We start from the raw sequence: 23,184 nt of genomic DNA, 5'->3' as shown, positions 1-23,184 counted from the left end.
AGTTATATATGATAGTTGATTAAAATCAACAATATTCATGACAGATTAATTCTGATCGATCGGGCATCGGATCACCGCCACCCGGTGGCACTAAACCGACGGAACGGCTCCCGGCGCTCATGGAGCGTGCACTCGTTGCGATCGAACCGACAGACGGAACGAAAGAGCTGGCCCGCGAGGCCGGAACCCTCGCCGCGGGCGTCGACGCGGAGGTGATCGTCGTCCACGTCACGACCGAAGACGAGTACACCGCACGCCGACAGGCGATGTCGTCGATGTCGAGCGGGAGTGAGACGTACACCACGGACGACGCCAGCGAGGGGGCGGCCAAGTTCGCCCACGACTTCGCCGAGGACGCCCTCGCCGACATCGACGTGGCGTACGAGACGGCGGGCTACGTCGGCGAGAAGGGCGCGGTGTTGCTGGACGCGGCCGAGGAACACGACTGCGATCACGTGTTTCTCGCGGGCCGCGACCGGTCTCCCACGGGCAAGGCGCTGTTCGGGGATCCCACACAGCGCGTACTCCTCGAGTTCGACGGCCCGGTCACCGTCGTGACCGCCTGACCGGAGCCGGAGCGATCACGGGTGACCGCCGGCCGATCGGTCGTCTTCTAGCTCCGCCACGCGCTCGCGGAGCTCGTCTCGCTCTCGGGCGAGCCCGTTGACGGCCGCTTCCAGATCGGCGATGCGACTCGTGAGATCGAGGTACGCGTAGCCGGCGAACAGGCCGACGGCGAGGCCGACGACCCCGCCGACGAGGAAGCCGACGAGGGTCGTGACTGCCATGAAGAGCGCATCGATGATGTCCTCGGCGCTGACTGGGAGGGCGAGCGACATACGCCCGCTGGTGTGCGGTTCCGGAAAAGGGTTCTCACCGTCTCGTGTGACTCGCCGTCGCGCGGCCCACGACCCCGTGTACGACTCGGCCCGCCGCCGCCGACTCACTCGTCGTGGATGAAGACGAGCCGCTTCGACTCGGTGTTACAGAGGCACAGGTCGATCCCGTCGCGGGTCGCGCCGATCTGCTGCCAGCCGTGGTCACTGACGAACAGCGTCTGAAAGACGCCGCGGTCGCAGTCCGGGTTCGGGCAACCGACCCCCGCGGCGTTCTTGTACACGGTGGTCCCGCCGCCGGAGCTCTGACGCACCAGTCCGTCCGTCAGTGAGCGGAACTCCTCTGCAGACATCGGACCCTCGGTCTCCTCGTCTCCCATGCATTCGCGTTCGCGGCCCACAGTATATAAACCGCCTGACTGTGGCAGCCGATGGCATGACTCGCCGCGGTCTCAGGCGGCGTCTCGCTTCGCGGCGTCGGCGTACGCGTCCGCGATCCGGGTCGGCTCCGGGAGCTTGTAGCCCGCACACAGCGCATCGACGAACTCGACGGTCGTCGCCGGCGACACGCGGTGGCCGGGGCTCACGTACAGGGGGTTCACGCGTCGGCTGTTCGGATACTGCCGAGACTGGTAGGCGTGGCCGATGACGGGTGCGGCGGTGTCGCCGTCGGCGGCGCAGCCGCCCACACCCGCCGTCTCCACCGACTCGTCCGCGCGGATCGGCGTCCGCCAGCCTTCCGGCCGCTCGTCGGTGGAGTCGTCGGGCGTGCCACACAGCAGGCTCTTCGCGACGCCGACGCTCGGCACGTCCAGCAGCACGCCGACGTGAGTCGCGACGCCGGCCTCTCGGAAGTGGATCCGGCCGGAGCCGTCACAGACCAGCAGGTCCGGCTCGACCGAAAGCGCGTCGAGCGCGGCCAGCATCGGCTCCCCCTCGCGAAACGCGAGCAGGCCCGGGACGTAGGGGATCGAGAGCGGCGTGGTCGCGCTCGCGTACTCGATCACGTCGCCGTCGCGGATCGCGACCGCGGCGGAGACCGCCCGGTCCTCGCCGTCTTCGGGCGTCAGAAACGCCTGATCGATCCCCACGACCACCGGGGCGTCGGAGTCGCCCGCGTCGTCCCCCTCCGCGTGGGTCCCCGGAAGCGTCTCTTGGCGCGCGCCGGGTAGCCCGTCGGTCAGGTCCGCGGGCTCGTCGATCGCGACCGCGGCCGGGTCGACCCCGTGATCGTCCGCGAACGTCGCCGTCGTCGCCAGCTTGCGCTGAAGCGACTCCATCTCCGCGCGCGAGAGCTCGGGGTCGGGGAGGAACTCGGAACACGCCACGCCGCTCGGATCGATCGGCGTCGGAGCCATTCAGAACCGCCCGCCGGGACCTCCCGGCCCGCCTGGTCCTCTGGGTCCGCCCGGACCGCCAGCGCCGCCCATCCGCATCCCGCCGGGACCGCCCGCGGACCGGGCGAGGTTCTCGTTGCGCTTGCCGAACGCGAGCCCGATCGCGAAGCCGATCAGGTGCGCGAGGTGCGCGATGTTGCCGGCGCTGCCGGCCCCGCCGGCCTGAACGCTCTGGATCACGAGGATCGCGGAGATGAGCGCGATCCCCCAGGTGAGGTACTTGATCTTCATCGGGATGACGAAGAAGAGGAGCACCTGCATGTTCGGCCGCCAGACGGTGAGGACGCCGAGGATCGCGAACCCGGCGCCGCTGGCGCCCAGCACGCCGGTCGGCGGCGCGCCGGTCGCGATCGCGAACAGGATGTGGCCGAGGCCGGCGAGGATCCCCGAGAGGAGGAAGAACCCGACGAACCGCTTCGACCCTACCGCGCGCTCGACGAGGGGGCCGAAGAACAGGATGACGATGCTGTTGCCGATGATGTGGTACAGCAGTCTCGGAGAGTGCGAGAACACCGATGTCACCCACGTCCAGACGTTTCCGATCGCGTCAGACTGGAGCACGAACAGGGTGTTGTGCAGGGACTGGCCGCCGACGAACAGCGCGACCCACTGCGCGAGGAACGTGACCCATATCGCCAACAGGATCGTGTACGTCGCGTTCCCGCGGAAGTAGCTCACGAGCCCGCCGGTGCTCGTCTCGCGGTCGATCCGTCGCTTGATCCGGCCCGTGACGCCGGCCGATGCGCCGGAGCCCGAACCGCCCGAGCCTCCGGCCCCGCCGCTCTCGACGCTCTCGTCGAACCCGCTGTCGAAGACGCCGCCGGGGTCGTCCCACTCGGCGAGCCCCGGGCAGTCGTGGTTCTCGGGTAGTCGGTGTTCGGCGCAGAACGTCTTGCCGCACCGTTTACACTGGTACGGGAGGTTCTCGTACTCCCCACACACGTCGCACGTCGCCATTGGCGTCACTTACGGGGGCGGTCGTAAAGCGGTTTGGCTCTCAGATCGCACTCAGACGGTCAGGAGTTCACCGCCAAAGTCTGGTTTGTCTCTGGTAATTCCACCTTCAAATTCATTTCAGAAATATGCTTATTATATAGATATATCAAAATATGTATATTATATTGCGGATCTCATTGGACTATCTTCTGTAATCAGGATACATAAATTCACATAATCTAATCCTATTCTTTTATTTCAATATTAAATTTAAAAATTTTTAAGAATTATACAGTATTATGTGTGTAGAGACTTCACCGCACTCACGATTGTATTTAAACCTCAAGATAAATATATATATATGTTCTTCTGAGGTATCTGTTGCTATTCGATCGTGGAGACCACCGGAGTAGTCGCGTTGAGCAGGATCGACTGCGCAACGCTACCGAACAACACTTTTCCGGTTTTCGACCGGCGTCTCGGACTCACAACGATGTACCTCGCGTCCCTCTCGTCGGCGTACCGCACGACTTCTTCGACGGGCCCACCGACGAGGCCGACCGTTTCGTACGGAACATCGATATCTGAGACCGCCTCAGCCGCCATTTCGCTGGCCGCCTCGCGAATCTCGTTCATGTCTTTCGGCTCCTCGGCCTGCGCGCTGGTGATCCCCAGATCGAGGAACTCCGATCGCGTGAGGGCGTGGACGACGTGGACCGGCTCATCGAACGCCCGTGCTAAGGCGGCCGCCTCGTCGACGACGTTCGACGCTCGCTCGGATCGATCAACGGCTGCAACAATCGTCATGTTTGTCCTTTCCTTGCCGGTATCATATATCTTTGCCGACCGGTACCGGAACGACACTATTTGACGGTAACAGTCGACAGTGACACTCGATTCCAGTCATGTTGAACTTAGTGGCGGATCAGAGTCTTGTACATACAATCGTACGCTTGTAATACTCACAGTATTCTAACGCGTATCAGGCCTCATTTTCAACAATAGCGAAAAACGGGGTCTGAAACTCCCGGCGACGATTGAAACGACGAGTCTCGAAGGTCGCTTCTGAGAAATTGCTCCACAATGCGCTCTGAGTCGTCAGATCGATCGCTGAGACATCGACCGCTACCGGGTCACGTCACGAGACGGAGTACGGGCCCCGGGCATGCGACGAATGGACAGCGGTCGTCGACTGAGTGACAGACAACGAACTGGCGGCAACGGTCTGCCATAATTGGGACGAGAAAGGAGCTGGCAACTCGGTTTTCGGGCGTTACTCGCGAAGCGCTCGCACCGCAGGGAGGAGTATCGTTCCCACGCTCAACAGGAGGATCACGAGTGCGATGGGACTCGTGAGGAAGATCTCGGGTGATCCGTTCGACAGCTGCAGCGACCGGCGTAGGTTCTCCTCGGCGATCGGAGCGAGAATCAGGCCGAGGACCATCGGCGCGAGGGGATATCCGCGGAGGCGCATCGCGTAGCCGAGCACGCCAGACCCGAGCATGATCCACGCGTCGAAGAGGTTCCCACGGAGCGCGATCGCGCCGATCACGCAGAGCAGCAGGATGATCGGCCAGAGGAACTGCTTGGGGATGTTGATGAGCTGCGCCCAGTAGTTAGCACCGAGCAGCCCAAAGATGAGGATAAACACGTAGATGAGCAGGAATCCGACGAATATGGTGTACAACAGCTCCGGTTCGTCCTGATACAGACCCGGGCCGGGGTTGACGTCGTGAACCAGCAGCGCGCCGATGAGGATCGCGGAGACGGAGTCTCCGGGGATACCGAGCGTCAACGTGGGGATTAGGGCACCGCCAGTACTCGCGTTGTTCCCCGACTCCGCCGCAGCGACACCCCGGATATTTCCGTCGCCGAAGGACGGCACCGCGTCTTTGATCCACCGAGTGGCCTCGTTGTACGTGATGAACGCGGCAATGTCTCCGCCGGCACCGGGAATCGATCCGATCAGCGAGCCGAGCACGCCACCGCCGGCGCTCACGGGGAGTATCGCCCGCAAGTCCGACAGTGACGGGAGCGTGCCCGAGATGTCTTGATCGACTCGCTCTCTGTCTGTTTCGATTCCCTGACCGTACTTCCGGAGCCCCTCTGCGATCCCGAACAGTCCGATCATCACCGCGATGAACTCAACGCCGGTGAGCAAGGCGGGTATGTCGAATGAGAACCGATGGTATCCCGTAATCGGGTCGATCCCGACTGTCGCGACCAACATACCGAGGAGTCCGGAGACCATTCCCTTCGTGACTGAGTCACCGCTCACGCTGGCGATGATCGTCAACCCGAACACGGCGAGCGCGAAGAACTCCGGCGACCGGAAATTGAGCGCGGCGTTGGCAATCACGGGCGAAAAGAACATCAGCGCGAGGACGCTGATAAAACCGCCAATGAAGGAGGCGATCGTAGCGACACGGATCGCCCGACCGGCCTCCCCTTGCTGTGACAGTGGGTATCCGTCGAAGATGGTCGCCGCCGCCGATGGCGTTCCCGGCGTTCGAATGAGGATCGCTGGGATCGACCCTGCGTACACCGCCCCGCCGTAAATTCCGAGGAGCAGCATCATCCCGTTGGCCGGGTCCATCGTGAAGGTGAACGACAGCAGCACAGCGATGGTCATCGTCGCCGTCATCCCCGGAATAGACCCCATCAGGATACCAAGTAGGATACCGAGGACCATCAGCCCGATAGCGATCGGATCCGTCGCGTTGAGAGCTCCTTGGACGATGTAGTCGACGGTCATTAGAGTCCCACCACTAGCGGAAGTTGCGGCAGCAATCGAGAGACTGGGACAATCGCCTCAGGGAGCCGGACGAGGAATATCCGCCCGAAAACGTAAAACAGCAGCGTCGGCACGCCAAGCGAAAGACCGACGAGGAGTAGCAGAGACCGAATGCCGGAGTAGTACAGTAGGACGCCGAGGAACAGCATCGATCCGACCCAAAACCCTAGAATCGGCATCACGAGAACGTACGCTACCAGGAGTCCCAACACGACGGCTGGCGGTCGAACGTCGATGTCGCCCATTTCGAGTTCGGTTTCGGCTCCGTTCAGCATGTCGGCGACAGCGAAGACGATTATTCCGACCGAAGTGAGGATCGGGAAGAAACTCGGTCCGAATAGACTATCGTTGGGGAAGTTGCTCGCAGCGTAGATGACTACGAGCGAGACGAGGATGAACCCGACTGACAACGGGTGCGACAAGAGTGTCCCCACGGAAACCCGGTCGGCCGCGTCTGCGATACGTTGTTTTACCATGTGTACTTCTCACTCGGCACACAAGAGATATGCTTGTATAAAGCTACTGGAACCCCTCTACACGGTCAAAAAGAACTGGTTGGGAGAGCGCCACGCCGAAAGGCGGCGGGGGTCCCGGTCGCACTCGCGACGTCAACCAGGCGAGACTGCTCGGACCTGAGAAAATCCGGCAGATTTAATTCATAAACAACTAGATGTTGAGACGACTATGAGCGTAAGTAACGTGGTCGACGGTATCGACCAGATACAGTTTGAACACGTCCGCGTGTTCGTGCTTGAAGACACTCCGGAACCGGGATCTATCACGCTCGTTGACACTGCATTCGACGAGAACGGCGCGGAACTCGTCGAAACGCTAGAGTCACAGTACGGGGGCGTCGATCGCGTGATCCTCACGCATGGCGACCACGGTCACCACGGCGGGCTCAGCCACGTCGTGGAGGCGTTCGACCCAGAGATCGCGATGCCGGCCGACGAGACGAAGCTCTACGATCACCTCGAGGAAGCGGGCCTCGACATCGAGCCGGATGTCGCCTACGAGGACGGCGATGTCCTCGCCGGCAATATTCGGGTCATCCAGGTGCCCGGCCATACGGAGGCAACGTCGGCGCTGCTTCTCGAGGATCGGGATATCCTCATCTCTGGTGACGTTCTTGACGGCGCCGACCGGGGTGGACTCCCGGCCGGCTACCTCCTCCCGCCGCCGGCGCTTTTCAACGACAATCACAGAGACGCGGAGCTGAATCTCTACGCGTTGCTCGAACACGAGTTTGACACGCTCCTCGTCTTCCACGGGTCACACGTCTTCGAGAATCCGAAGCGGAAGCTCGACGACTATCTCGTCGAGCGCGAGTGGAACGACTGGGACCCTCGAACGGACTGACGGACTCGGAGCCAGCGCCGTTTTTGACAGAGAATCGTCCGCAGTGAGGCCGGCGCTCGCAACACCGATACTTACTCTCGCAGCACCGACACGTCGAAGACCGGCTTGCACGTCTCACCGGACAGAAATGCCTCGAACGCCGTCTCCGCGTCGGTGAGGCTGAACCGATCGTCGAGGAATGTCTCGTGGTCGACGTCACCGGTGGCGATCAGTCGGAAGGCACGGTCGAAGTCGCGGTACAGCGCGCTGTAGGAACACTGCAGATCGACCTCCGCGCGGACCAGTGACGTGGTCGAAATCGAAGTCTCACCGGCCTGACCGATCAGGACGATCTGGCCACCTTTCCGGACCGCGTCGGCCACCATCGGTAGTCCGGAGGGGTGACCGGTCGTATCGAAGACGACATCGTACCCCAATCCGTCCGTATCTTCCGTCCAACACGTCTCCAGGTCTTCCTCCTCGATGTTGACCGTCGCGAATCCGAGTTCCTCTGCAAGCGGGAGGCGGTAGTTTGTATCTCGACCCACACCGGCGACCGTGACCGTCGCGCCCTGTGCCTCCGCAACCTGTGCGGTGAGGAGGCCGATCGGTCCCGGACCCGCGACGAGGACCCGATCGCCGGCACCGACACGGGAGTTCTCGATGACTGCGCGCGTACAGACCGCGGTCGGCTCCGCGAGTGCTGCGTGTCGCGGATCGACCCCTTGGGGTACGATCTGTAACGAGTCGGCGGGGGCCGTGATGTAGCCGGCGTACGCACCGTCACGATCGATACCGGTCAATTCGATGTTCTGGCAGATGTTTTCCCTTCCGATCTGGCACTGAAAGCACTCACCACATCCGCGAATCGGTCGTTCCACGACGCGCTGGCCGGGATCGATTCGCGTGACCCCGTTGCCGACCTCGACGACCGTCCCCGCGTATTCGTGGCCGATTATCGTCGGGAGCGACATCCGCTCGAAGGCAGACTTGAACTGGTAGATGCCGGCGTCGCTTCCACAGAGTCCCGCATACTCGACTTCGATGAGTACCTCGTCTTCGGTTGGTTCGGGCTGTTCGACGTCGACGAGTTTCATGCTCCCGGAATCGCGGCGGGTTTTTGCAAGCCCTCGCATACTGTTTTCTGAACGGGTGTATCGTATAAGGTTTCGGTATCGGACACTCCGTTGCTCGCTCGATCCAAACGCTTATTATACATAGTCGAATATGCAGGAATGGTATGGCAAGAGATACCAGTGGCCGAACTGCATCGAACAGGCGCACATTTTTGAAGAGTGCCGGCGTCACCGGACTCGCGGCAACCGCAGGCTGTCTTGATCAACTCAGCGGTGGTCAGTCGTGGCCGTCTCGACCCGTGGAGATCGTTTCACCCTGGGCGGCCGGTGGCGGGGCCGACCGGACGAGCCGCGCGGTCGCCGATGCAGCGGAGAACTACACGGACGTCTCCTGGAACGTCAGCAACCAGACGGGCGGTTCCGGATCGGTCGGGATGAACGCGGCCGCCAACGCTGACCCCGACGGCCACACAATCGGCTGTACGGCGCCTGAGATCGCGCTGTTCGAGCACCTCGGTATCGCCGATCTCAGTCCCGACGACATCACACCGATCATGCAGTACACGGAGTTCCCGGCGACGCTGCTCGTCAACGAGAACGCCGAGTTCAGCTCCGTCGACGACTGGATCAGCTACGGTCAGGACAACACGATCCAGATGGCGAACTCCGGGTTCGGCTCCTCCTGGCATATGGCCGCAGCCGGGATCGCCAGCGAGGCCGGCGTGCAGGTCGAGCACATCTCCTACGACGGCGCCGCACCGGCGATGACTGCTGTCGCGAACGGGGAGGTCGACGCCACTGCCGTGGGAGCCGCGGAGGCCGCACCGCAGGTCCAGGACGGTCAACTCGAAGCGCTCGGGGTCGCCTTCAGCGAGCCGGTCGACGCGCTTCCCGACGTGCCGACGCTGGCAGACGAAGGGCTCGACATCGAGATTGGATCTTGGCTGGCACATTTCGCCCCTGCAGACGTCTCCGACGAGGTCCAGCAGAGCCTCCTTGAGACGTATCAGTCGGTGTACGAGGACGAAGGCTTCGGCGATTTCATGGACAATAACGGCTTCATCCAAACCCGCCGGACCGGCGATGAGCTACGCACCTTCCTTGACGACCAGTACGACTTCTACGGGAACCTCGTCGACGAACTCGGTATTGAGGAGCAGTAACGGCCGTCGGCCCACGAACCGGAACGGTCTCCGTTTTTTGCCTAAATAGACAACAGACAGTCCCGGCTATCGCCGTTCCGATATCGGGAGAGATTGGATCACCGATGAATTTATCAGTCGGGTAACCCTCGCCGAGAATGTGCACACGATCGAACACGATATCGAACGACCAGATCGGAGTATCGTCGAGGAGTTCGAGGAGGTTCCGAGTACGATCGTTTCCGACGTGACGGGGAACATCGGGCTCACCATGGACGCCGGCATGCGGCCGGTCGGTGACGGCGTTGAGATGGCTGGGACGGCGGTCACAGTTAACGCATCACCGGGAGACAACCTCATCATCCACAAGGCGATCACGATGGCCGAACCGGGCGACGTGCTCGTCATCGACTGTGACGGGTACACCGATGTCGGCCACGTGGGTGAGTTGATGTGCGGGTCCTGTAAGGCGAATGGGCTCGCGGGGCTCGTCATCGACGGCGGCTACCGAGACAGCCGCGAACTCGCCGAGATGGACTTCCCGGTCTACGGCCGCGGCGTAAACCCACAGGGGCCACTCAAGCAGGATCCGGGGTCGGTCAACGTCACGATCTCGGTTGGGGGCGTGAGCATCGATCCCGGCGACATCCTCGTTGGCGACGACGACGGGATCGCAGTCATCCCCGGCGACGGCGCCGAGCGGGTGCTCGAACTCGCTCACGAGAAGATGGACGCCGAAGACGCCACGCGCGAAGAGGTGCAGTCCGGTAAGTACCTACTCGAGATCAACGGCTACGACGAACTGCTCGACGATCTGACGGTCGTCGGTCCCGAGGACTCGATCCAGTAGCGACGCTATCGGCTCGTGCGGGTCACGTCGTCGTGGACCCATCTGGGACGTGACGGAGGTTGTACCGGTGACCGAGATTCGATGCGGCGATCGGAGGCAACGCGTTCACACCGCCTGATCCGGTGACCGGCATCCCTGTCTTTACTCCGGCGGCCCGTCCCACTCTCCGGCGTCGTCGTGCGGTTCGTAGCCGAGCACGGCCTGTGCGTGCTCGATGTCGAACCAGCGAGCGGCGTTCCCGCTCACGGCGTAGAACGCGTCGTAGGTGACGTCCTCGTCTTCGAGGCAACACTCCAGCATGTGTGCGAAATCGCGCTGGGAGGTCCAAGACGCTTTCAGTCGTTTCACCATCTCCTCGTACTCTTTGCTCCCGCGCTCCCAGGAGCCGGTCTGTGACTGGTCCCACACTTCGTCCTCGTCCACGCGGTGCTCGTCTCCGCGGTCCACTCCACGCTCCGCGTCGCCGTACGGATGGTCGTACTCGGCAGTCCGGACACTAGAAATGCGCAGTGAGTATACCTGCTCCGGTGCACCCTCGCGTCGCGCGTGGACCCGACAGATCTGCTCGCCGAACATCTTCGAGGCACCGTAGTACCCGTCCGGCTTTGGGAGCGTCTCGTGAGTGAGCCGGAGCGGGTCGTGTTCACTCGGGTAGTCCTCCTCGTAGAGTTCCGGAGCGTGGTCCTCTTCGTAGAGTCCCATCACGCGCTGTGAAGACGCGTAGATGAGTTTCTCGACGCCTGCATCCTCCATCGCCTTGAGCACGTTGTAGGTCCCGAGGATGTTCGGATCGATTATCTCCTCAAAGTCAGCACCGGCGTCAGACTGCGCGGCGAGATGGATAACGGCGTCCTGCCCGTCGAACGCCGGTCGAATCGCCTCGTAGTCGGCGATATCCGCGACATGCGTCTCGTAGTCTGGATGATCGCTCCGGTTGAGGTACGTGAACTCGTATTGATCGTCGTCCGCAAGGTGGTTGAGAATTGCCTCCCCAGCCTCGCCGAACGGACCAGTCACAAGGACATTTTGAGCTGCCATCGCTAAACGCCGGTCGTTCATTGTTCTATTTAATACTTTGCATCCGACCGGTTCTCACTGGCCTTCGAGCGATTTCGCGGGTCTGTCGCGAGATCTGAGTCAGTTCTGTACTGTATTTCACTATCGCTGGAATTATTTTGTCAAAAGACCATTATAATTACAGTAGTATGTTTGTAATTCGACGCGGCTTTGAGACGACCGAGACGTTGTTTATGGGAGCACACGGCAGTCAAAATGGGCCGTATCCAACATTGTGAAAACTGTGGGTTGCTCGCGTGGGGACAACTTGTCTTCCTGTCGCCGCTAGCGGAGTCGAAGTAGGACCGGAATCGGTGACCTTTTTTGACAGCTTGTGAAGGCTTCGGAATATGGACCAAAAACGTGCGTGGACAGTAGCGGTGTTCTCGTTTATCTTTGCCGACGCCGTCGCAGTGCAGGCACGCGGGCCGATTCTCGCAACCCTCGGAGAGGAGTTTAGCGTTTCGGCGGCCACGCTCGGACTCGTCGCACCGGCGGGAACCGCCGGGTTTCTCGTGGCAGTCGTCGTCACCGGGACACTCGCGGGTCGGCTCTCGATGCGATCGGTGCTTCTCGTCGGTGCAGCGTGTACCGCCGGGTCGCTGATCGCGATGAGCGCCGCTCCCACCTACGCGGTCTTTCTGGTCGCGCTGGTTGGACAGGGAACGGCCGCCGGCGCGTTTCGCGGTCTTGACCGTGTCGTGTTGAGTCACCTCTACGCCGAGCACCGCGCACGGATGTACACGGTTTACACGCTTGTATGGGCTGTCGGCGCCGTGCTCACGCCCCAGCTCGTCAGTATCGTCCTCGCGGTTGCGGAGTGGCGGACACTGTTCCTCGTCGTCGCCTGCGCGTTCCTCCCCGCAACGCTACTCGCCGCGCGGTACGACCTCCCCTCGATAGACACGGAGCGCTCGGTGTCGCGAGCCGAGCTCGCGGCACTGCTTCGACGACCAGCGGTTCTCGGGAGCTGTCTCGGGATGATTCTCACCGGAGCGCTCGAAGGTATCCTGTTCACTTGGATCGTCTACTACGCCGAGACGTTCTACCCGACGACGACGGCGAACGCGCTATTGTCGGTCTATCTCCTTGCGTACATCCCGGCACGGCTCAGCTGTGCGACGGCGATCGAACGAGTCCCGCACTTGCTGCTTCTGTTAGTCGCGCTCACTCCCGCGATACCGGCGCTCGCGGTCGCCTTCTCGGGCGTAACCGGTCCCGCTCTTTTTGCGACGATCTTTGTCGCCGGCGCGGCGATCTCGACCGGATTTCCGGTCCTCTCCGCGTATGCCGTCGAGTCGGCGCCCGGGTACAGTGGCCCGCTCAACGCGGTGACGAACGGATCGACGTACGTCGGGCTCGCGACGGCACCCGCGATCGTTGGCGTGCTCGCGGGTCGATACGGGATTCGGACTGCGATTCAGTGGACAGTGGTCGCTATCGCTGTCGCGTTCGTTCTCGCCGTTGGAGCACTGTGGCGGTGGACGAACACGCCCGGTGTCCCTCGCCACACATAACATATATCTTAATATTATCTAAAAAATATGTTTTTTTTTAATATTGGCCAACTAAGGCATAGATATATCTCCGCTTCGAACATTCGGAGATAGTTACTCATTCACCTAAAAGCCGAATGTATGTTTTGTTATTCAAAATAGTCCCCGCCTTATGTATAATAAATAAGAAAATATTTAGATCTGCGATCGGGAACAGTATTACTGTACCGTTCAACCTATTTTGAATAATGAGCTAAAAAACTACACTCGTTATTAATAGCCAGTATATTCTTATAAAACAAATTTGAGAGGGACCGAGCAAATACAGCTAGATCGTGAACGGCTAGATCGTGATCTCTCCGGTGAGGTTCCGAACCGCAAACGCTAATTACAGATCAAATATGAATACCATAAATAGACATATTTCTTATGTTTAAACCAGCGTTCGAACTTTTATTGTCGGCGTCTGAGCTTGAGCTCGATGATATTCTTTTTATTTAGTAGTTCGGGAGCAATCTCGGCCTCGATCCGGTGGTCGTCCATGCGGCTGAGGGGTCCGCTCACGCTTATCGCACCGACGGCGTCGTCGGGCTCGGAGACGATCGCCGTCCCGACGGCACAGACGCCCTTGAAATGCTCTTCGCGGTTGATCGAGTAGCCGCGTTCACGGATCTCGTCGAGTTCGTCGCGGAGGCGCGTCTCGTCGGTGATGGTGGAGTCGGTCACGGATATGAGCTCCCGTTCGCCCAGAATTCGGTCGACTTCGTCGGCGGACAGTTCCGCGAGAATGGCCTTGCCAGTCGCCGTCGAATGGGCGTGGAAGTGATCACCGAGTGGCGCTTGATCGTCGACGGAGTTCGGACTCTGTGATTTGTACAGCTGGACCGAATGTCCGTTCTCTTCGACGACGACGTTCGCGTGCTCGTCCGTCTTCTCACGGAGATCGTCGAGCTCCGGTTTCGCCGCCTGGTACAGTGCCATTTCGTCGCGGAGACGGCCGCCGACCTGAAGGAACTCGAGGCCGCAACGGTACTCCCCGGACTTCTTGACGACGAATCCCGTCTCGACGAGCGTCGTGAGGTGGACGTGAGCCGTGCTCACCGGCATGTCGAGGTGTTCTGCCGTCTCCGAGAGCGTCGCCCCGCCGACTTCGTCGAGGTACCTGATGATATCGAACGCGTGGCGTACGCTCTTGATCTGACGCGGCTCCGAGCTCTCCGGTTCCGACTCGTTCGGCTTCGTCATGAGTCGATCTGTGCGAGCGACCGTACTAATACCTGCGCGTCAGTTTCAACAAAGATGAAAAATCTGGATACACCGTCGTGCTCTCGACGCGTAAACGGGCTGCGTCGACAGTGAACGTTTTTACCCGTCGGATGCTAGAATGTCGCATGAACTTCGAGGCGTTCGTACTCGCGGCCACAACAAACGACCTGACGCGGGAGCCGGCGGCGCGCGGGCTGGCCGATATTATCGAATTTCGGATGGATAAAGCGGACGATCCGCTAGCACAGCTCGACGACTACGACGGGGAGCTGCCGCTCATTGCGACGAACCGCACCCGCTGGTTCGGCGGACAGGCGGCCGACACTGGCCGGCTCGACCGACTCTCGGCGGCGTCGCGTTCGGACCACGTCGAGGTCGTCGACGTCGAACTGGAGACGGCCCGCGGGATGGAATGGATCCTCGATGAACTCCGCGACAACGCCGTCGACTGTATCGTCTCCCACCACACGTTCGAGGACACTCCGGAACGCGAGGTGCTTGACGCGATCTTCCGTCAGTGCGGAGAGTACGGAGACATCGCCAAGGTGGCCACGTTCCCGCGGAAGCACACCGATGTGCTCCGCCTGCTTCGCTCGATCAACGTCGCAACGAAGAAGGGTATTGACGTGGCCGGAATCTCGATGGGGCGGATCGGGAGTCACTCTCGAGCGGTCGCTCCGATATACGGCTCCAGACTCGGATACGCGCCGCTCGCGGACGATGAGAGCGAGTACGCACCGGGACAGATCCCCCTGGAACGCCTCCGAACGCTGATCGACGATCTCACCGCGGAAAGCGAGATCCAGAGCGCCGCCGCGGCCGCCGAGGACCACCCAGAGAACCGACAGCCGGCGAAACACTGATCTTACCGGCCGGAGCGGCTCGGCGGAGAAGCTCGGCGATCCGAGCGTCTACAGACGAGCACAGAGACGGGGCGAGCCGTTTCGGGATCCTTATTATCGTACCGCGCCACTCGCCACCAATGTGTATGCCCAGTAGCCAGAGCGGGGGCGATCGCCGATGAAAGACGACGAGAACGCGGTCAACGCCTACATGATCCGGCTCGAACTCATCGACGAACCGGGTGAACTGCTCCGGTCGCTGCGTCCGATAAGCGAGAACGGCGCGAACCTGCTGTCTATCTTCCACGAGCGAGGAAGCGTGACTCCGCGCGGTCACATCCCGGTGGAGGTCGATCTCGAGGCGACCGAGTCGCAGTACGAGGCGATCGTCGCGGATCTTCAGAACGGTGGGATCAACGTGATCCAGGCCGGCGAGGAGCGTTACAGCGAGTCGCTCGTCTGTGTCCTCTCGGGACATATCGTCGACACGGACCTGTCGGACACGCTCTCGCAGATTCAGGACGGGTCGAACGCGACGGTCACGGACCTCTCGCTGTCGGCGCCACAGGGAACCCGAAACACGTCGAGCGCTCGACTACGGCTCGCCGTCGAGGAGGGCGGGGTAAGCGAGACGCTCGAGACCATCCGGGGAATCGCCGACGCGAAGGATCTCCATCTCATCGAGCCGCTGACGCGGGGTGAACTGTGAGACTCGCGATCGTCGGCGCCGGCGTCGTCGGTCGTGCGGTCGCAGAGCTCGCGGTCGACCGCGGCCACGAGGTCGTCGCGGTCGCGGACTCGTCGAGCGCGGTCGTCGCGGACGGGACGGACGGCCGGGACGCCGGCGTTGACCCTGATGCGGTCGTCGCCCGCAAGGCCAAACGAGGGATCGTCGGGAACGACGAGCCCGCGGACGCGCTCGCGGCCGACTACGACGCGCTGGTGGAGGCGACGCCGACGACGCTGGGCGACGCCGAGCCCGGCTTCTCGCACGTCCGGACCGCGCTGGAGCGCGACCGGCACGCCGTCCTCGCGAACAAGGGACCGGTCGCGGAGCGGTTCGGCGACCTGCGGTCGCTCGTCGACGACAGCGACGGCGAGATCCGGTTCGAGGCGACCGTCGGCGGCGCGATGCCGGTCCTCTCGACCATCGCAGACCACGGCCCCGCACACGTCACGGCAGTCCGGGGCGTGCTGAACGGGACGGCGAACTTCATCCTCTCACGGATGGCCGCCGAGGGACTCGACTACGAACACGTGCTCGCAGAGGCGCAGGACCTCGGCGTCGCCGAGGCCGATCCCTCCTTCGACGTGGACGGCACTGACGCGGCGCTCAAGTGCGTCATCCTCGCGAACGTGCTATCCTTCGGCGCCGCCGACGACCCCGCCGACGCCCGAGAATTCACGCTTGACGACGCCGATATCGAAGGGATCCGAAACGTCGCCGGAAGCGCACTCGACCTCGCGAGCGAAGACGGATTGACGGTCAGACTCATCGGCGAAGTCGGAGACGACTCGGCCCGGGTCGCCCCGCGGCTGGTAAAGCGGGACTCACCGCTCTCCGTGTCGGGAACGACGAACGCCGTCCGGATCGAGACCGCCTCGGCCGGAACTCTCACGGTCTCCGGCCGCGGCGCGGGCGGTCCCGAAACTGCGAGCGCGGTGCTGATGGACCTCAATCGGCTTCCGTAGCGTTCCGGACGTTTTCCGTTTCGGCGAGAAGAAGACCGATCGCTTGAGTACGGAGTGACTACGCGACGAGACCGTCTTCGGCTTCGAGAAGCTCGTGGTACCGGTTCCGGATGGTGACCTCGCTGATGTCGGCGACCTCGCTTACGGCGGCCTGCGTCGTCTTCTCGTTGGTGAGCAGGGCGGCGGCGTAAACGGCGGCGGCCGCGAGGCCGACCGGCGACTTGCCCGAGTGGACGCCCTTCTCCTTGGCGTTGCGCAGGAGGCTCTTCGCGCGCATCTCGGACTCCTCGCTGAGTTCGAGGTCGGAGGCGAACCGGGGGACGTACTGCTCGGGGTCCGCCGGCTTCACTTCGAGCTTCAGCTCGCGGACGACGTAGCGGTACGTCCGGGCGATCTCGGCCTTCTCGACGCGGGAGACGTCGGCGATCTCGTCGAGGCTGCGCGGGACGCCGGCCATCCGAGCGGCGGCGTACACGCAGGAGGTGGAGACGCCCTCGATCGAGCGCCCGGGCAGGAGGTCCTCGTCGAGCGCGCGGCGGTAGATGACCGAGGCGGTCTCGCGGACGTTGTCCGGGAGGCCCTGTGCCGAGGCCATCCGGTCGATCTCGCCGAGCGCCTGCTTGAGGTTGCGCTCCTTGGAGTCGCGGGTGCGGAACCGCTCGTTCCACTTGCGGAGCCGCTGCATCTTCTGGCGCTGGCGCGCGCCGAGCGATCGACCGTACGCGTCCTTGTCGCGCCAGTCGATGTTCGTCGAGAGCCCCTTGTCGTGCATCGTGTTGGTCGTCGGGGCGCCGACGCGGCTCTTCTCGTCCTTCTCGCGGGAGTCGAACGCGCGCCACTCCGGCCCGCGGTCGACCGAGTCCGCCTCGACGACGAGCCCGCAGTCCGCACAGACACTCTCGCCGTGTTCCTCGTCGTTGATGACGTTACCGCCGCACTCCGGGCAGTTCAGCGTCTCGTCGGTCTGTTCCGATTCCTCCTCGTCCGTCTCCGTTCGGGAGCGACTCCCCCGCGTGTGTAATCGTTCACTCATGGCTAAACCCCCTCTCGGTAACTGAACACGGCCCGAGAGCGATCTTACCCGATAGACGGCGGAACCGAACTTAAAACGACCGGAACACGTCTCCAGAAACCCGGAGAAAGGACACGATCTATCACGCGTTTTCGGCGATCGGCCCGATCACCGAACCGCACCGACCGAAACGCTTGGGCGGGTGGCGCGCGGACCCATACCCGATGAGTTCCCCTCGCATCGTCTCGCTGGCGCCGAGCGCGACCGCGACCGTGGCCGCCCTCGATGCGGCCGAGACACTGGTCGGCGTCACGCTTCACTGCGATCCCCCTGAAGGCGCGGGCAGCGCCCACGGAACGGACGCTCCCGCCGCCGTCGGCGGCTGGCTGAACCCCGACCTCGACCGCGTCGCCGACCTCGATCCCGACGTCGTCCTCACCAGCGACGGGCTCCAAAGCGACCTCGCAGCCGACTGCCGCGAGCGCGGGTTCGACGTTCGGCACCGAGAGCCCGCGACGCTCGACGAGGCGCTCGCGACCTTCGCCGCCCGCGGCGCGGACGTGGGGCGGCCCGAGGCCGGCGAGCGTCTCGCCGCCGCCGCCCGAGAGCGCCTCGACCGAGTCGCCGACGCGGTCGCAGACCGACCGCGCCCGACCATCTACTGCGAGGAGTGGTCGGACCCGCCGATGGCCGCCGGCAACTGGGTCCCCGACGCCGTGCGCGCCGCCGGCGGTCGGTACCCCTTCGTCGACCCGGGCGAGCGCTCCCGCGAGGTCGATCTCGCGACGGTCGAGCGGGCCGATCCCGACCACGTCGTCGTCCACGTCTGCGGCCACGGGGACCGGATCGACCCCGCGACCGTCGAGGGGCGCGACTGGGCCGTGGACGCCCCCGTTCACGTGATCGACGACTCTCTCCTGAACCAGCCGAGTCCCGCCCTGATCGACGGCGTCGAGCGGCTGACGGGGCTGCTCCATCCCGGGATCGGGAGCTATTCTTGACATCCTCCCACGGCTGAACAGTAGGTGCCGAAGTAGCTGAGTCGTTGTTTTCGTTGTTGGTGACCAATCTGCGGTATGATCCACGCAACTGAGGCGAAGCAGCTATCTCGTGCTGCTTCTACGCTGTTATTCACGCATCTTGATTTTGCGACGAAACCGAACGGACAGTATCCGAGCGAGGACTTCCAGAGAGTCCTCGCTCGGAGTTCCTTCGACGGCGAATTCGTCCATACAACCGCGAAGGAGCTTCAGCTTGCTCGAAATGAAGACATCGATCTCCAGCAACGGAGTCCGCTTGCCAAATCACTGCTCTACCACCTTCGTGGACTGAGCCCGGACGCCATCGACGCTCAGTTCGATGGCGTCCGGACAGCCACGTTCGCTCACGCCCACCGTCGGCGGGCGTTCACTCGTCCTGTCGATGTTGCCCTAGACATTCACGAATGGCTCTACTACGGATCTGACGACACACCGCACGTCTGTGCGGTCAATCCAGACCGCGGAACAAACCTCGCGTACGCATTTGTGACACTCTGTATTGTCGATCCCGCCGTTCGATTTACACTCGCAGCAGAATCTGTTGAGGCGAATGACTCCCGCACGCTGCGGGAGTCAATTCGCCGGCTCGTCACCACTGCTCGGCAATTCGTCGAGATCAACCGCGTCTACTGTGATCGCGGCTTCTACCGCGTACCACTCGTTGAGACGTTCGTCGAGCTTGATTTCGAGTTTGTTGTGCGTGCGCCACAGACTGTGGGCGTCAAGCGCGCGCTTGACGCCCACGACGCTTCTCCATTCGTCACAGATTACGAGATGGTGCGAAAGAATCCACCGACCGGCCGGGTTCCAGTAACACTTGTCGTCGTTCCGCACCGCACACGGGACGACGACTCGTTTTGTCTTGTGACGAACTGTGCGGTGTCGGAAGATGCCGCTGAACCGCTTGCAGAAGCATACCGCCGTCGGTGGGGAATAGAAACCTCCTACCGGAAGATCGGTGAGTTTCTGCCGCGAACGTCGTCACCGACATTTCCGGTGCGGCTGTTCGAGTTTCTGTTCGCAGTGGCGATGTACAACCTGTGGATTCTGGTGTGTCTGTTCCTTGCTGATCAGCGAGAATTCACTGATCGACCAGCCGTCTCGACAGCACTGTTTCGGCTGTTCGTGCTGTCAGTTCCGGACGGATAGCGACAGATGCGGTGGCTGACCCGGATTCCTCCGGGTCAGCACGCCGCTGACTACTGACAAGACCGTCAAACCACTCGCTGATGCCATTTTCTTCGCTCTCGGACAGTGGTTCGCTGAGGAAAAACATCGACTTGATCGGTCTTTCTCGACCACGAGGAACGGAAATCAATTGAATCTCTCCAGTACTTCGGCACCTACTGTAAAGCCGTGGGCTCTCTCCTTGTTTATTTGTAGCCCGCCGACGAACCGCGGCCATGCGAGTCGGCGTCGGCAGCGGCAATCCGGTGAAGCGGCGCGCGGTCGAACAGGTGCTCGAGTCGTCGCGGGGGACGGACCTCGTCGACGAGCTCGGCGGGGACCCGAGGACCGTCGCGGTCGAGTCGGTCCCCGTCTCTTCCGGCGTCAGCGAGCAGCCGACCGGCCACGCCGAGACGATCGCCGGCGCCGAGAACCGGGCTGAGGGTGTCCTCGACGCGGATCAGGGACCGTACGACCTCGGTGTCGGCATCGAGGGCGGCGTCGCGGGATTCGACGGCGCCGACGGGCTTTTCCTCGTCATGTGGGCGGCGGTCTCGGACGGATCCCGAGTCGGACGCGGCGCGGGTCCGAGCCTCGAACTCCCGACCGACATCGCCACGCGGATCGACGAGGGGGAGGAGCTCGGCCCCGTGATGGACGACGTCCTCGACACGAACGGGGTCGCGAGGCGCGGCGGCGCCGCGGGCGCGCTCACGAACGGCCGCGTCGACCGCGCCGACGCGCTGGCGACGGCGGTGGCGGGAGCGCTCGGGCCGTTCGTCTCCGGCCTGTACTGAGTCCGACCGACCGCGTTCGCGGTTCGAGGATCGTACCTGAACAGGGCACTCGTCCCCCCGCCGCGACCCCACTCACCGAGAGAAACCGCACGACTGCGGCGTGTTAATCCGGTCTACCAACCGCCTTATGGGGTGAGACGACCTGTATCGGGTATGAGCACGGTCCAACCCGACGCGGCCGCCGTCGAATCAGTCGGTCTCTCCGCGAAACAGGCGCGCATCCTGCGGTACCTCCGCGAGAACGCGGCCGAGAAGACGTACTTCAAGTCGCGACTGATCGCCGACGAACTCGATCTCTCGGCAAAGGAGGTCGGCGCGAACATGAGCGCGGTCGTCGACGCGGCGACCGAAATCGACGTCGAAAAGTGGGGCTACTCGTCGGGGACGACGTGGATGGTCACGCTCTGACCGGACTCGTCTCTATCTGCAGTGAACCGTCCGGTTAAGGGTCGTACGCGACCAGCGACGCCGCGTCGTCCGCGAAGGCGACGGCGTCGGCGTCGAAGGAGTCGGCGTACCGGACCACGAGCGTGAGCAATCGCTCCGGTTCCGTCAGCGCGTAGCCGTCGGTCCGATCGAGGAGCCCGGCCGCCTCGAGGTCGGCTGCGGCAGTGCTCACGGTCGGCCGGGAGACACCGAGTTCGGCGGCCAGCTCCGCGCCGGTCGTCTCCGGATCGCGCAACAGCGTGAGGACCATCCCGCGGGGCGTGTCGCGCCGGAGGTACCCGAGCGCACGCTTGTCGAGGTCGTCGAACCTGCCGGCCGGGAAGTACCGGCGGTAGTCGGCGTCCTTCGCCGACTCGATCTCGCTGGCCTCCTCCAACTTCCGGAGGTGATACTGCGCCTCGCCGGTGCCGAGGCGGAGGTCGTCGCGGAGCTTGGAGAAGTGCGCGCCGGGCGTCGTCGGCACGTATCCCCGGATCGCCTCGCGGGTCTCGTTCGTGTCGGCCGCTTCGTCGTCTCCGGAGTCGGCGCTCGCGGTCCCGACGAACGGTGCGGCGGCTCCGATAGCGGCGAACCGCCGGAGCGTCTCGCGCTTCCGTCCGTCGATACCGTCGGTCACGACCCTGAATAGTCGTCGCCCCGACAAAAACACTTCGTTCGGGGCGGTATCGGACCGTTTCGTGTCGCGGGTGCCGCCAGTGAGATCGCGGTCGCCGACCGCGGTATCGGCGTCGATTACGAGGTTCTCGCTGCCGACGACGGCGATCCCGGGCCTGCCGGTCAGCTCTCGCGTTCGGTCTCCACGTCGCCCTCGACGGGCTCCTCGTCCATCTCTTGGATGACCTCGTCGGCCGACTTGATGTCCGCGCCGGCGTCGCCGGCCTTGACCGCCTCTGCCTCCTTCTCTAGCTCCTCGACGTCCATCTCCGCGGACTCCTCGATCTGGCCGAGGATCTCGTCGATGTCGTCGAGCCCGAGCATCTTCCGGGTGTCGTCGTCGAACTCTTTCCCGTCGAGCCCTTCCATATCCTGCACGTCGGAGCCGGAGAGGGCCTTGCCGTAGCGGCCGACGAGGCTGGTGAGCTCCTGCGGGAGGACGAACGTCGTCGACTCGCCCTTGCCGATCTCCTCTAAGGTCTCCATGCCGCGCTCGATGATGGCGCGTTCGCCCATCGACTCGGCGGAGCGCGCGCGGAGAACGGTCGAAATCGCGTCCCCCTGCGCTTCGAGGATCTGGCTCTGCTTCTCACCCTGCGCGCGGATGATGTTCGACTGCTTGTCACCCTCGGCCTGCTCGACCGCGGAGCGGCGTTCCCCCTGCGCTTCGAGGATCATCGCGCGCCGGCGACGCTCGGCGGAGGTCTGCTGCTCCATCGCCTGCTGAACGTCCTTCGAGGGGTTGACCTCGCGGACTTCGACGCTCTCGACGCGGATCCCCCACTCGTCGGTCGGCTCGTCTAACTCCTTGCGGATCTTCGCGTTGATCTCCTGCCGTTTGTTCAGCGTGTCGTCGAGTTCCATGTCGCCGAGGACGGCGCGGAGGGTGGTCTGCGCGAGGTTCGAGACGGCCTTCTTGTAGTCGTCCACTTCGAGAAAGGCCTTCTTGGCGTCCATCACCTTGATGTAGACGACCGCGTCTGCGGTCACCGGCGAGTTGTCCCGCGTGATCGCCTCTTGGCGGGGAACGTCCAACGTCTGGGTCCGCATGTCGAACGCGTACGTGCGGGAGACGAACGGCGGGATGAGGTTGATTCCGGGCTCGAGCAGCTTCCGGTATTCGCCGAACACCGTGAGGGCCTTCTTCTCGTAGGCGTCGACGATCTCGAACGACTGCCAGAGGGTGACGACCACGAGCAGCAGGAAGAGCAGCCCGACGCTCACGAGGCCGAACCCGAGGCCGGCTTGGAGGGTAATCGGATCCATGCCCCAATTTTGGGCTATCCCGTTGTTAATACTTCGCCCGCCGCGGGACTATCGTTGGCGTGGAGAGCTACGGCAACTCG

General features: G+C 62.9%; 25 protein-coding genes. 12 read left to right on the top strand and 13 right to left on the bottom strand.

Translation table 11 applies throughout. The annotated features are described in order from the left end of the window. Positions 1-119: 119 nt before the first annotated feature. Positions 120-566, top strand: a complete 447-nt coding sequence (locus ACP96_RS08375; protein ID WP_050032983.1) for a universal stress protein — start codon at positions 120-122, stop codon at positions 564-566. Positions 567-581: 15 nt separating this feature from the next. Here the strand turns inward: ACP96_RS08375 and ACP96_RS08370 are convergent, their stop codons facing one another. From ACP96_RS08370 to ACP96_RS08340, 7 genes are all read right to left on the bottom strand, one after another. Then, positions 582-839 carry a hypothetical protein gene (locus ACP96_RS08370; protein ID WP_050032982.1) on the bottom strand — a complete coding sequence of 86 codons (258 nt, stop codon included), beginning with the start codon at positions 837-839 and terminating at the stop codon, positions 582-584. Between the two features lie 104 nt (positions 840-943). Beyond that, a complete protein-coding gene (locus ACP96_RS08365) occupies positions 944-1,216 on the bottom strand; it encodes a DUF7385 family protein (protein ID WP_012659832.1) in 273 nt (90 codons plus the stop codon). A 72-nt stretch (positions 1,217-1,288) separates the two neighbouring features. Next, positions 1,289-2,194 carry an endonuclease V gene (locus tag ACP96_RS08360; protein WP_050032981.1) on the bottom strand — a complete coding sequence of 302 codons (906 nt, stop codon included), beginning with the start codon at positions 2,192-2,194 and terminating at the stop codon, positions 1,289-1,291. Next, the gene (locus tag ACP96_RS08355) at positions 2,195-3,190 is read right to left on the bottom strand and encodes a rhomboid family intramembrane serine protease (protein WP_050032980.1); all 996 of its coding nucleotides are present in this window, start codon (positions 3,188-3,190) and stop codon (positions 2,195-2,197) included. It lies immediately after the preceding gene. Positions 3,191-3,553: 363 nt separating this feature from the next. Next, on the bottom strand, positions 3,554-3,976 hold the full coding sequence (locus ACP96_RS08350) for a universal stress protein (RefSeq protein ID WP_050032979.1): 423 nt from the start codon (positions 3,974-3,976) through the stop codon (positions 3,554-3,556). 466 nt (positions 3,977-4,442) lie between these two features. Continuing rightward, complete coding sequence (locus tag ACP96_RS08345; protein ID WP_050025542.1) at positions 4,443-5,924, bottom strand: tripartite tricarboxylate transporter permease; 1,482 nt, start codon at positions 5,922-5,924, stop codon at positions 4,443-4,445. Beyond that, complete coding sequence (locus ACP96_RS08340; RefSeq protein ID WP_050025544.1) at positions 5,924-6,439, bottom strand: tripartite tricarboxylate transporter TctB family protein; 516 nt, start codon at positions 6,437-6,439, stop codon at positions 5,924-5,926. Before ACP96_RS08340 ends, ACP96_RS08345 begins: the two co-directional genes overlap by 1 nt. A 208-nt stretch (positions 6,440-6,647) precedes the next feature. On the opposite strand from ACP96_RS08340, the gene ACP96_RS08335 reads away from it, so the two are divergent. Next, on the top strand, positions 6,648-7,322 hold the full coding sequence (locus ACP96_RS08335) for an MBL fold metallo-hydrolase (protein WP_050032978.1): 675 nt from the start codon (positions 6,648-6,650) through the stop codon (positions 7,320-7,322). A 71-nt stretch (positions 7,323-7,393) separates the two neighbouring features. Here the strand turns inward: ACP96_RS08335 and ACP96_RS08330 are convergent, their stop codons facing one another. Further along, positions 7,394-8,437: a zinc-dependent alcohol dehydrogenase gene (locus ACP96_RS08330; RefSeq protein ID WP_050032977.1), complete on the bottom strand. Its 1,044-nt coding sequence runs from the start codon at positions 8,435-8,437 to the stop codon at positions 7,394-7,396. Positions 8,438-8,541: 104 nt separating this feature from the next. Between ACP96_RS08330 and ACP96_RS08325 the strand changes: the two genes are divergently transcribed. Continuing rightward, entirely contained in the window at positions 8,542-9,540 is a 999-nt protein-coding gene (locus ACP96_RS08325) for a Bug family tripartite tricarboxylate transporter substrate binding protein (protein ID WP_050032976.1), read from the top strand. A 139-nt stretch (positions 9,541-9,679) separates the two neighbouring features. After that, entirely contained in the window at positions 9,680-10,369 is a 690-nt protein-coding gene (locus tag ACP96_RS08320; protein ID WP_050025550.1) for a 4-carboxy-4-hydroxy-2-oxoadipate aldolase/oxaloacetate decarboxylase, read from the top strand. 141 nt (positions 10,370-10,510) lie between these two features. On the opposite strand, the gene ACP96_RS08315 is transcribed toward ACP96_RS08320, so the two are convergent. After that, positions 10,511-11,407 carry an NAD-dependent epimerase/dehydratase family protein gene (locus tag ACP96_RS08315; RefSeq protein WP_050032975.1) on the bottom strand — a complete coding sequence of 299 codons (897 nt, stop codon included), beginning with the start codon at positions 11,405-11,407 and terminating at the stop codon, positions 10,511-10,513. A 368-nt stretch (positions 11,408-11,775) separates the two neighbouring features. Here ACP96_RS08315 and ACP96_RS08310 point away from each other — a divergent pair, with 368 nt between their 5' ends. Further along, a complete protein-coding gene (locus ACP96_RS08310) occupies positions 11,776-12,942 on the top strand; it encodes an MFS transporter (protein WP_050032974.1) in 1,167 nt (388 codons plus the stop codon). A gap of 432 nt (positions 12,943-13,374) precedes the next feature. Here ACP96_RS08310 and ACP96_RS08305 read toward each other — a convergent pair whose 3' ends face one another. Then, complete coding sequence (locus tag ACP96_RS08305) at positions 13,375-14,166, bottom strand: IclR family transcriptional regulator (protein WP_050032973.1); 792 nt, start codon at positions 14,164-14,166, stop codon at positions 13,375-13,377. A 215-nt stretch (positions 14,167-14,381) separates the two neighbouring features. On the opposite strand from ACP96_RS08305, the gene ACP96_RS08300 reads away from it, so the two are divergent. The 3 genes from ACP96_RS08300 to ACP96_RS08290 all read left to right on the top strand — a co-directional run bounded on the left by ACP96_RS08300 (position 14,382) and on the right by ACP96_RS08290 (position 16,721). Continuing rightward, positions 14,382-15,050, top strand: coding sequence for a type I 3-dehydroquinate dehydratase (locus ACP96_RS08300; RefSeq protein ID WP_235271493.1), 669 nt, complete (start codon positions 14,382-14,384; stop codon positions 15,048-15,050). A 157-nt stretch (positions 15,051-15,207) separates the two neighbouring features. Next, positions 15,208-15,738, top strand: coding sequence for an amino acid-binding protein (locus ACP96_RS08295; RefSeq protein ID WP_050032972.1), 531 nt, complete (start codon positions 15,208-15,210; stop codon positions 15,736-15,738). After that, positions 15,735-16,721 carry a homoserine dehydrogenase gene (locus ACP96_RS08290; RefSeq protein WP_050032971.1) on the top strand — a complete coding sequence of 329 codons (987 nt, stop codon included), beginning with the start codon at positions 15,735-15,737 and terminating at the stop codon, positions 16,719-16,721. Before ACP96_RS08295 ends, ACP96_RS08290 begins: the two co-directional genes overlap by 4 nt. A 58-nt stretch (positions 16,722-16,779) precedes the next feature. On the opposite strand, the gene ACP96_RS08285 is transcribed toward ACP96_RS08290, so the two are convergent. Next, a complete protein-coding gene (locus tag ACP96_RS08285; RefSeq protein ID WP_050032970.1) occupies positions 16,780-17,754 on the bottom strand; it encodes a transcription initiation factor IIB in 975 nt (324 codons plus the stop codon). A gap of 203 nt (positions 17,755-17,957) precedes the next feature. Between ACP96_RS08285 and ACP96_RS08280 the strand changes: the two genes are divergently transcribed. The 4 genes from ACP96_RS08280 (at position 17,958) to ACP96_RS08265 (ending at position 21,145) form a co-directional block, all read left to right on the top strand. Further along, positions 17,958-18,734, top strand: a complete 777-nt coding sequence (locus ACP96_RS08280; protein ID WP_050032969.1) for a cobalamin-binding protein — start codon at positions 17,958-17,960, stop codon at positions 18,732-18,734. Between the two features lie 75 nt (positions 18,735-18,809). Continuing rightward, the gene (locus tag ACP96_RS08275; RefSeq protein WP_050032968.1) at positions 18,810-19,922 is read left to right on the top strand and encodes a transposase; all 1,113 of its coding nucleotides are present in this window, start codon (positions 18,810-18,812) and stop codon (positions 19,920-19,922) included. A gap of 254 nt (positions 19,923-20,176) precedes the next feature. Continuing rightward, positions 20,177-20,737: a DUF84 family protein gene (locus ACP96_RS08270; protein WP_050032967.1), complete on the top strand. Its 561-nt coding sequence runs from the start codon at positions 20,177-20,179 to the stop codon at positions 20,735-20,737. A 153-nt stretch (positions 20,738-20,890) separates the two neighbouring features. Further along, positions 20,891-21,145 carry a DUF7123 family protein gene (locus ACP96_RS08265; RefSeq protein ID WP_050027090.1) on the top strand — a complete coding sequence of 85 codons (255 nt, stop codon included), beginning with the start codon at positions 20,891-20,893 and terminating at the stop codon, positions 21,143-21,145. Positions 21,146-21,179: 34 nt separating this feature from the next. On the opposite strand, the gene ACP96_RS08260 is transcribed toward ACP96_RS08265, so the two are convergent. Together ACP96_RS08260 and ACP96_RS08255 are read right to left on the bottom strand one after the other, a co-directional pair. Then, positions 21,180-21,800 (bottom strand): winged helix-turn-helix transcriptional regulator, encoded by a 621-nt coding sequence (locus ACP96_RS08260; RefSeq protein WP_050027092.1) that lies wholly within the window; start codon positions 21,798-21,800, stop codon positions 21,180-21,182. Between the two features lie 161 nt (positions 21,801-21,961). Beyond that, a complete protein-coding gene (locus ACP96_RS08255) occupies positions 21,962-23,104 on the bottom strand; it encodes an SPFH domain-containing protein (protein WP_050027094.1) in 1,143 nt (380 codons plus the stop codon). Between the last annotated feature and the right edge of the window lie 80 nt (positions 23,105-23,184).

Origin of the sequence: Halorubrum halophilum, from assembly GCF_000739595.1 — an archaeon.
In the GTDB taxonomy this organism is placed as follows: Archaea; Halobacteriota; Halobacteria; order Halobacteriales; family Haloferacaceae; genus Halorubrum; species Halorubrum halophilum.
This window is presented reverse-complemented; position numbering and strand designations above follow the sequence as displayed.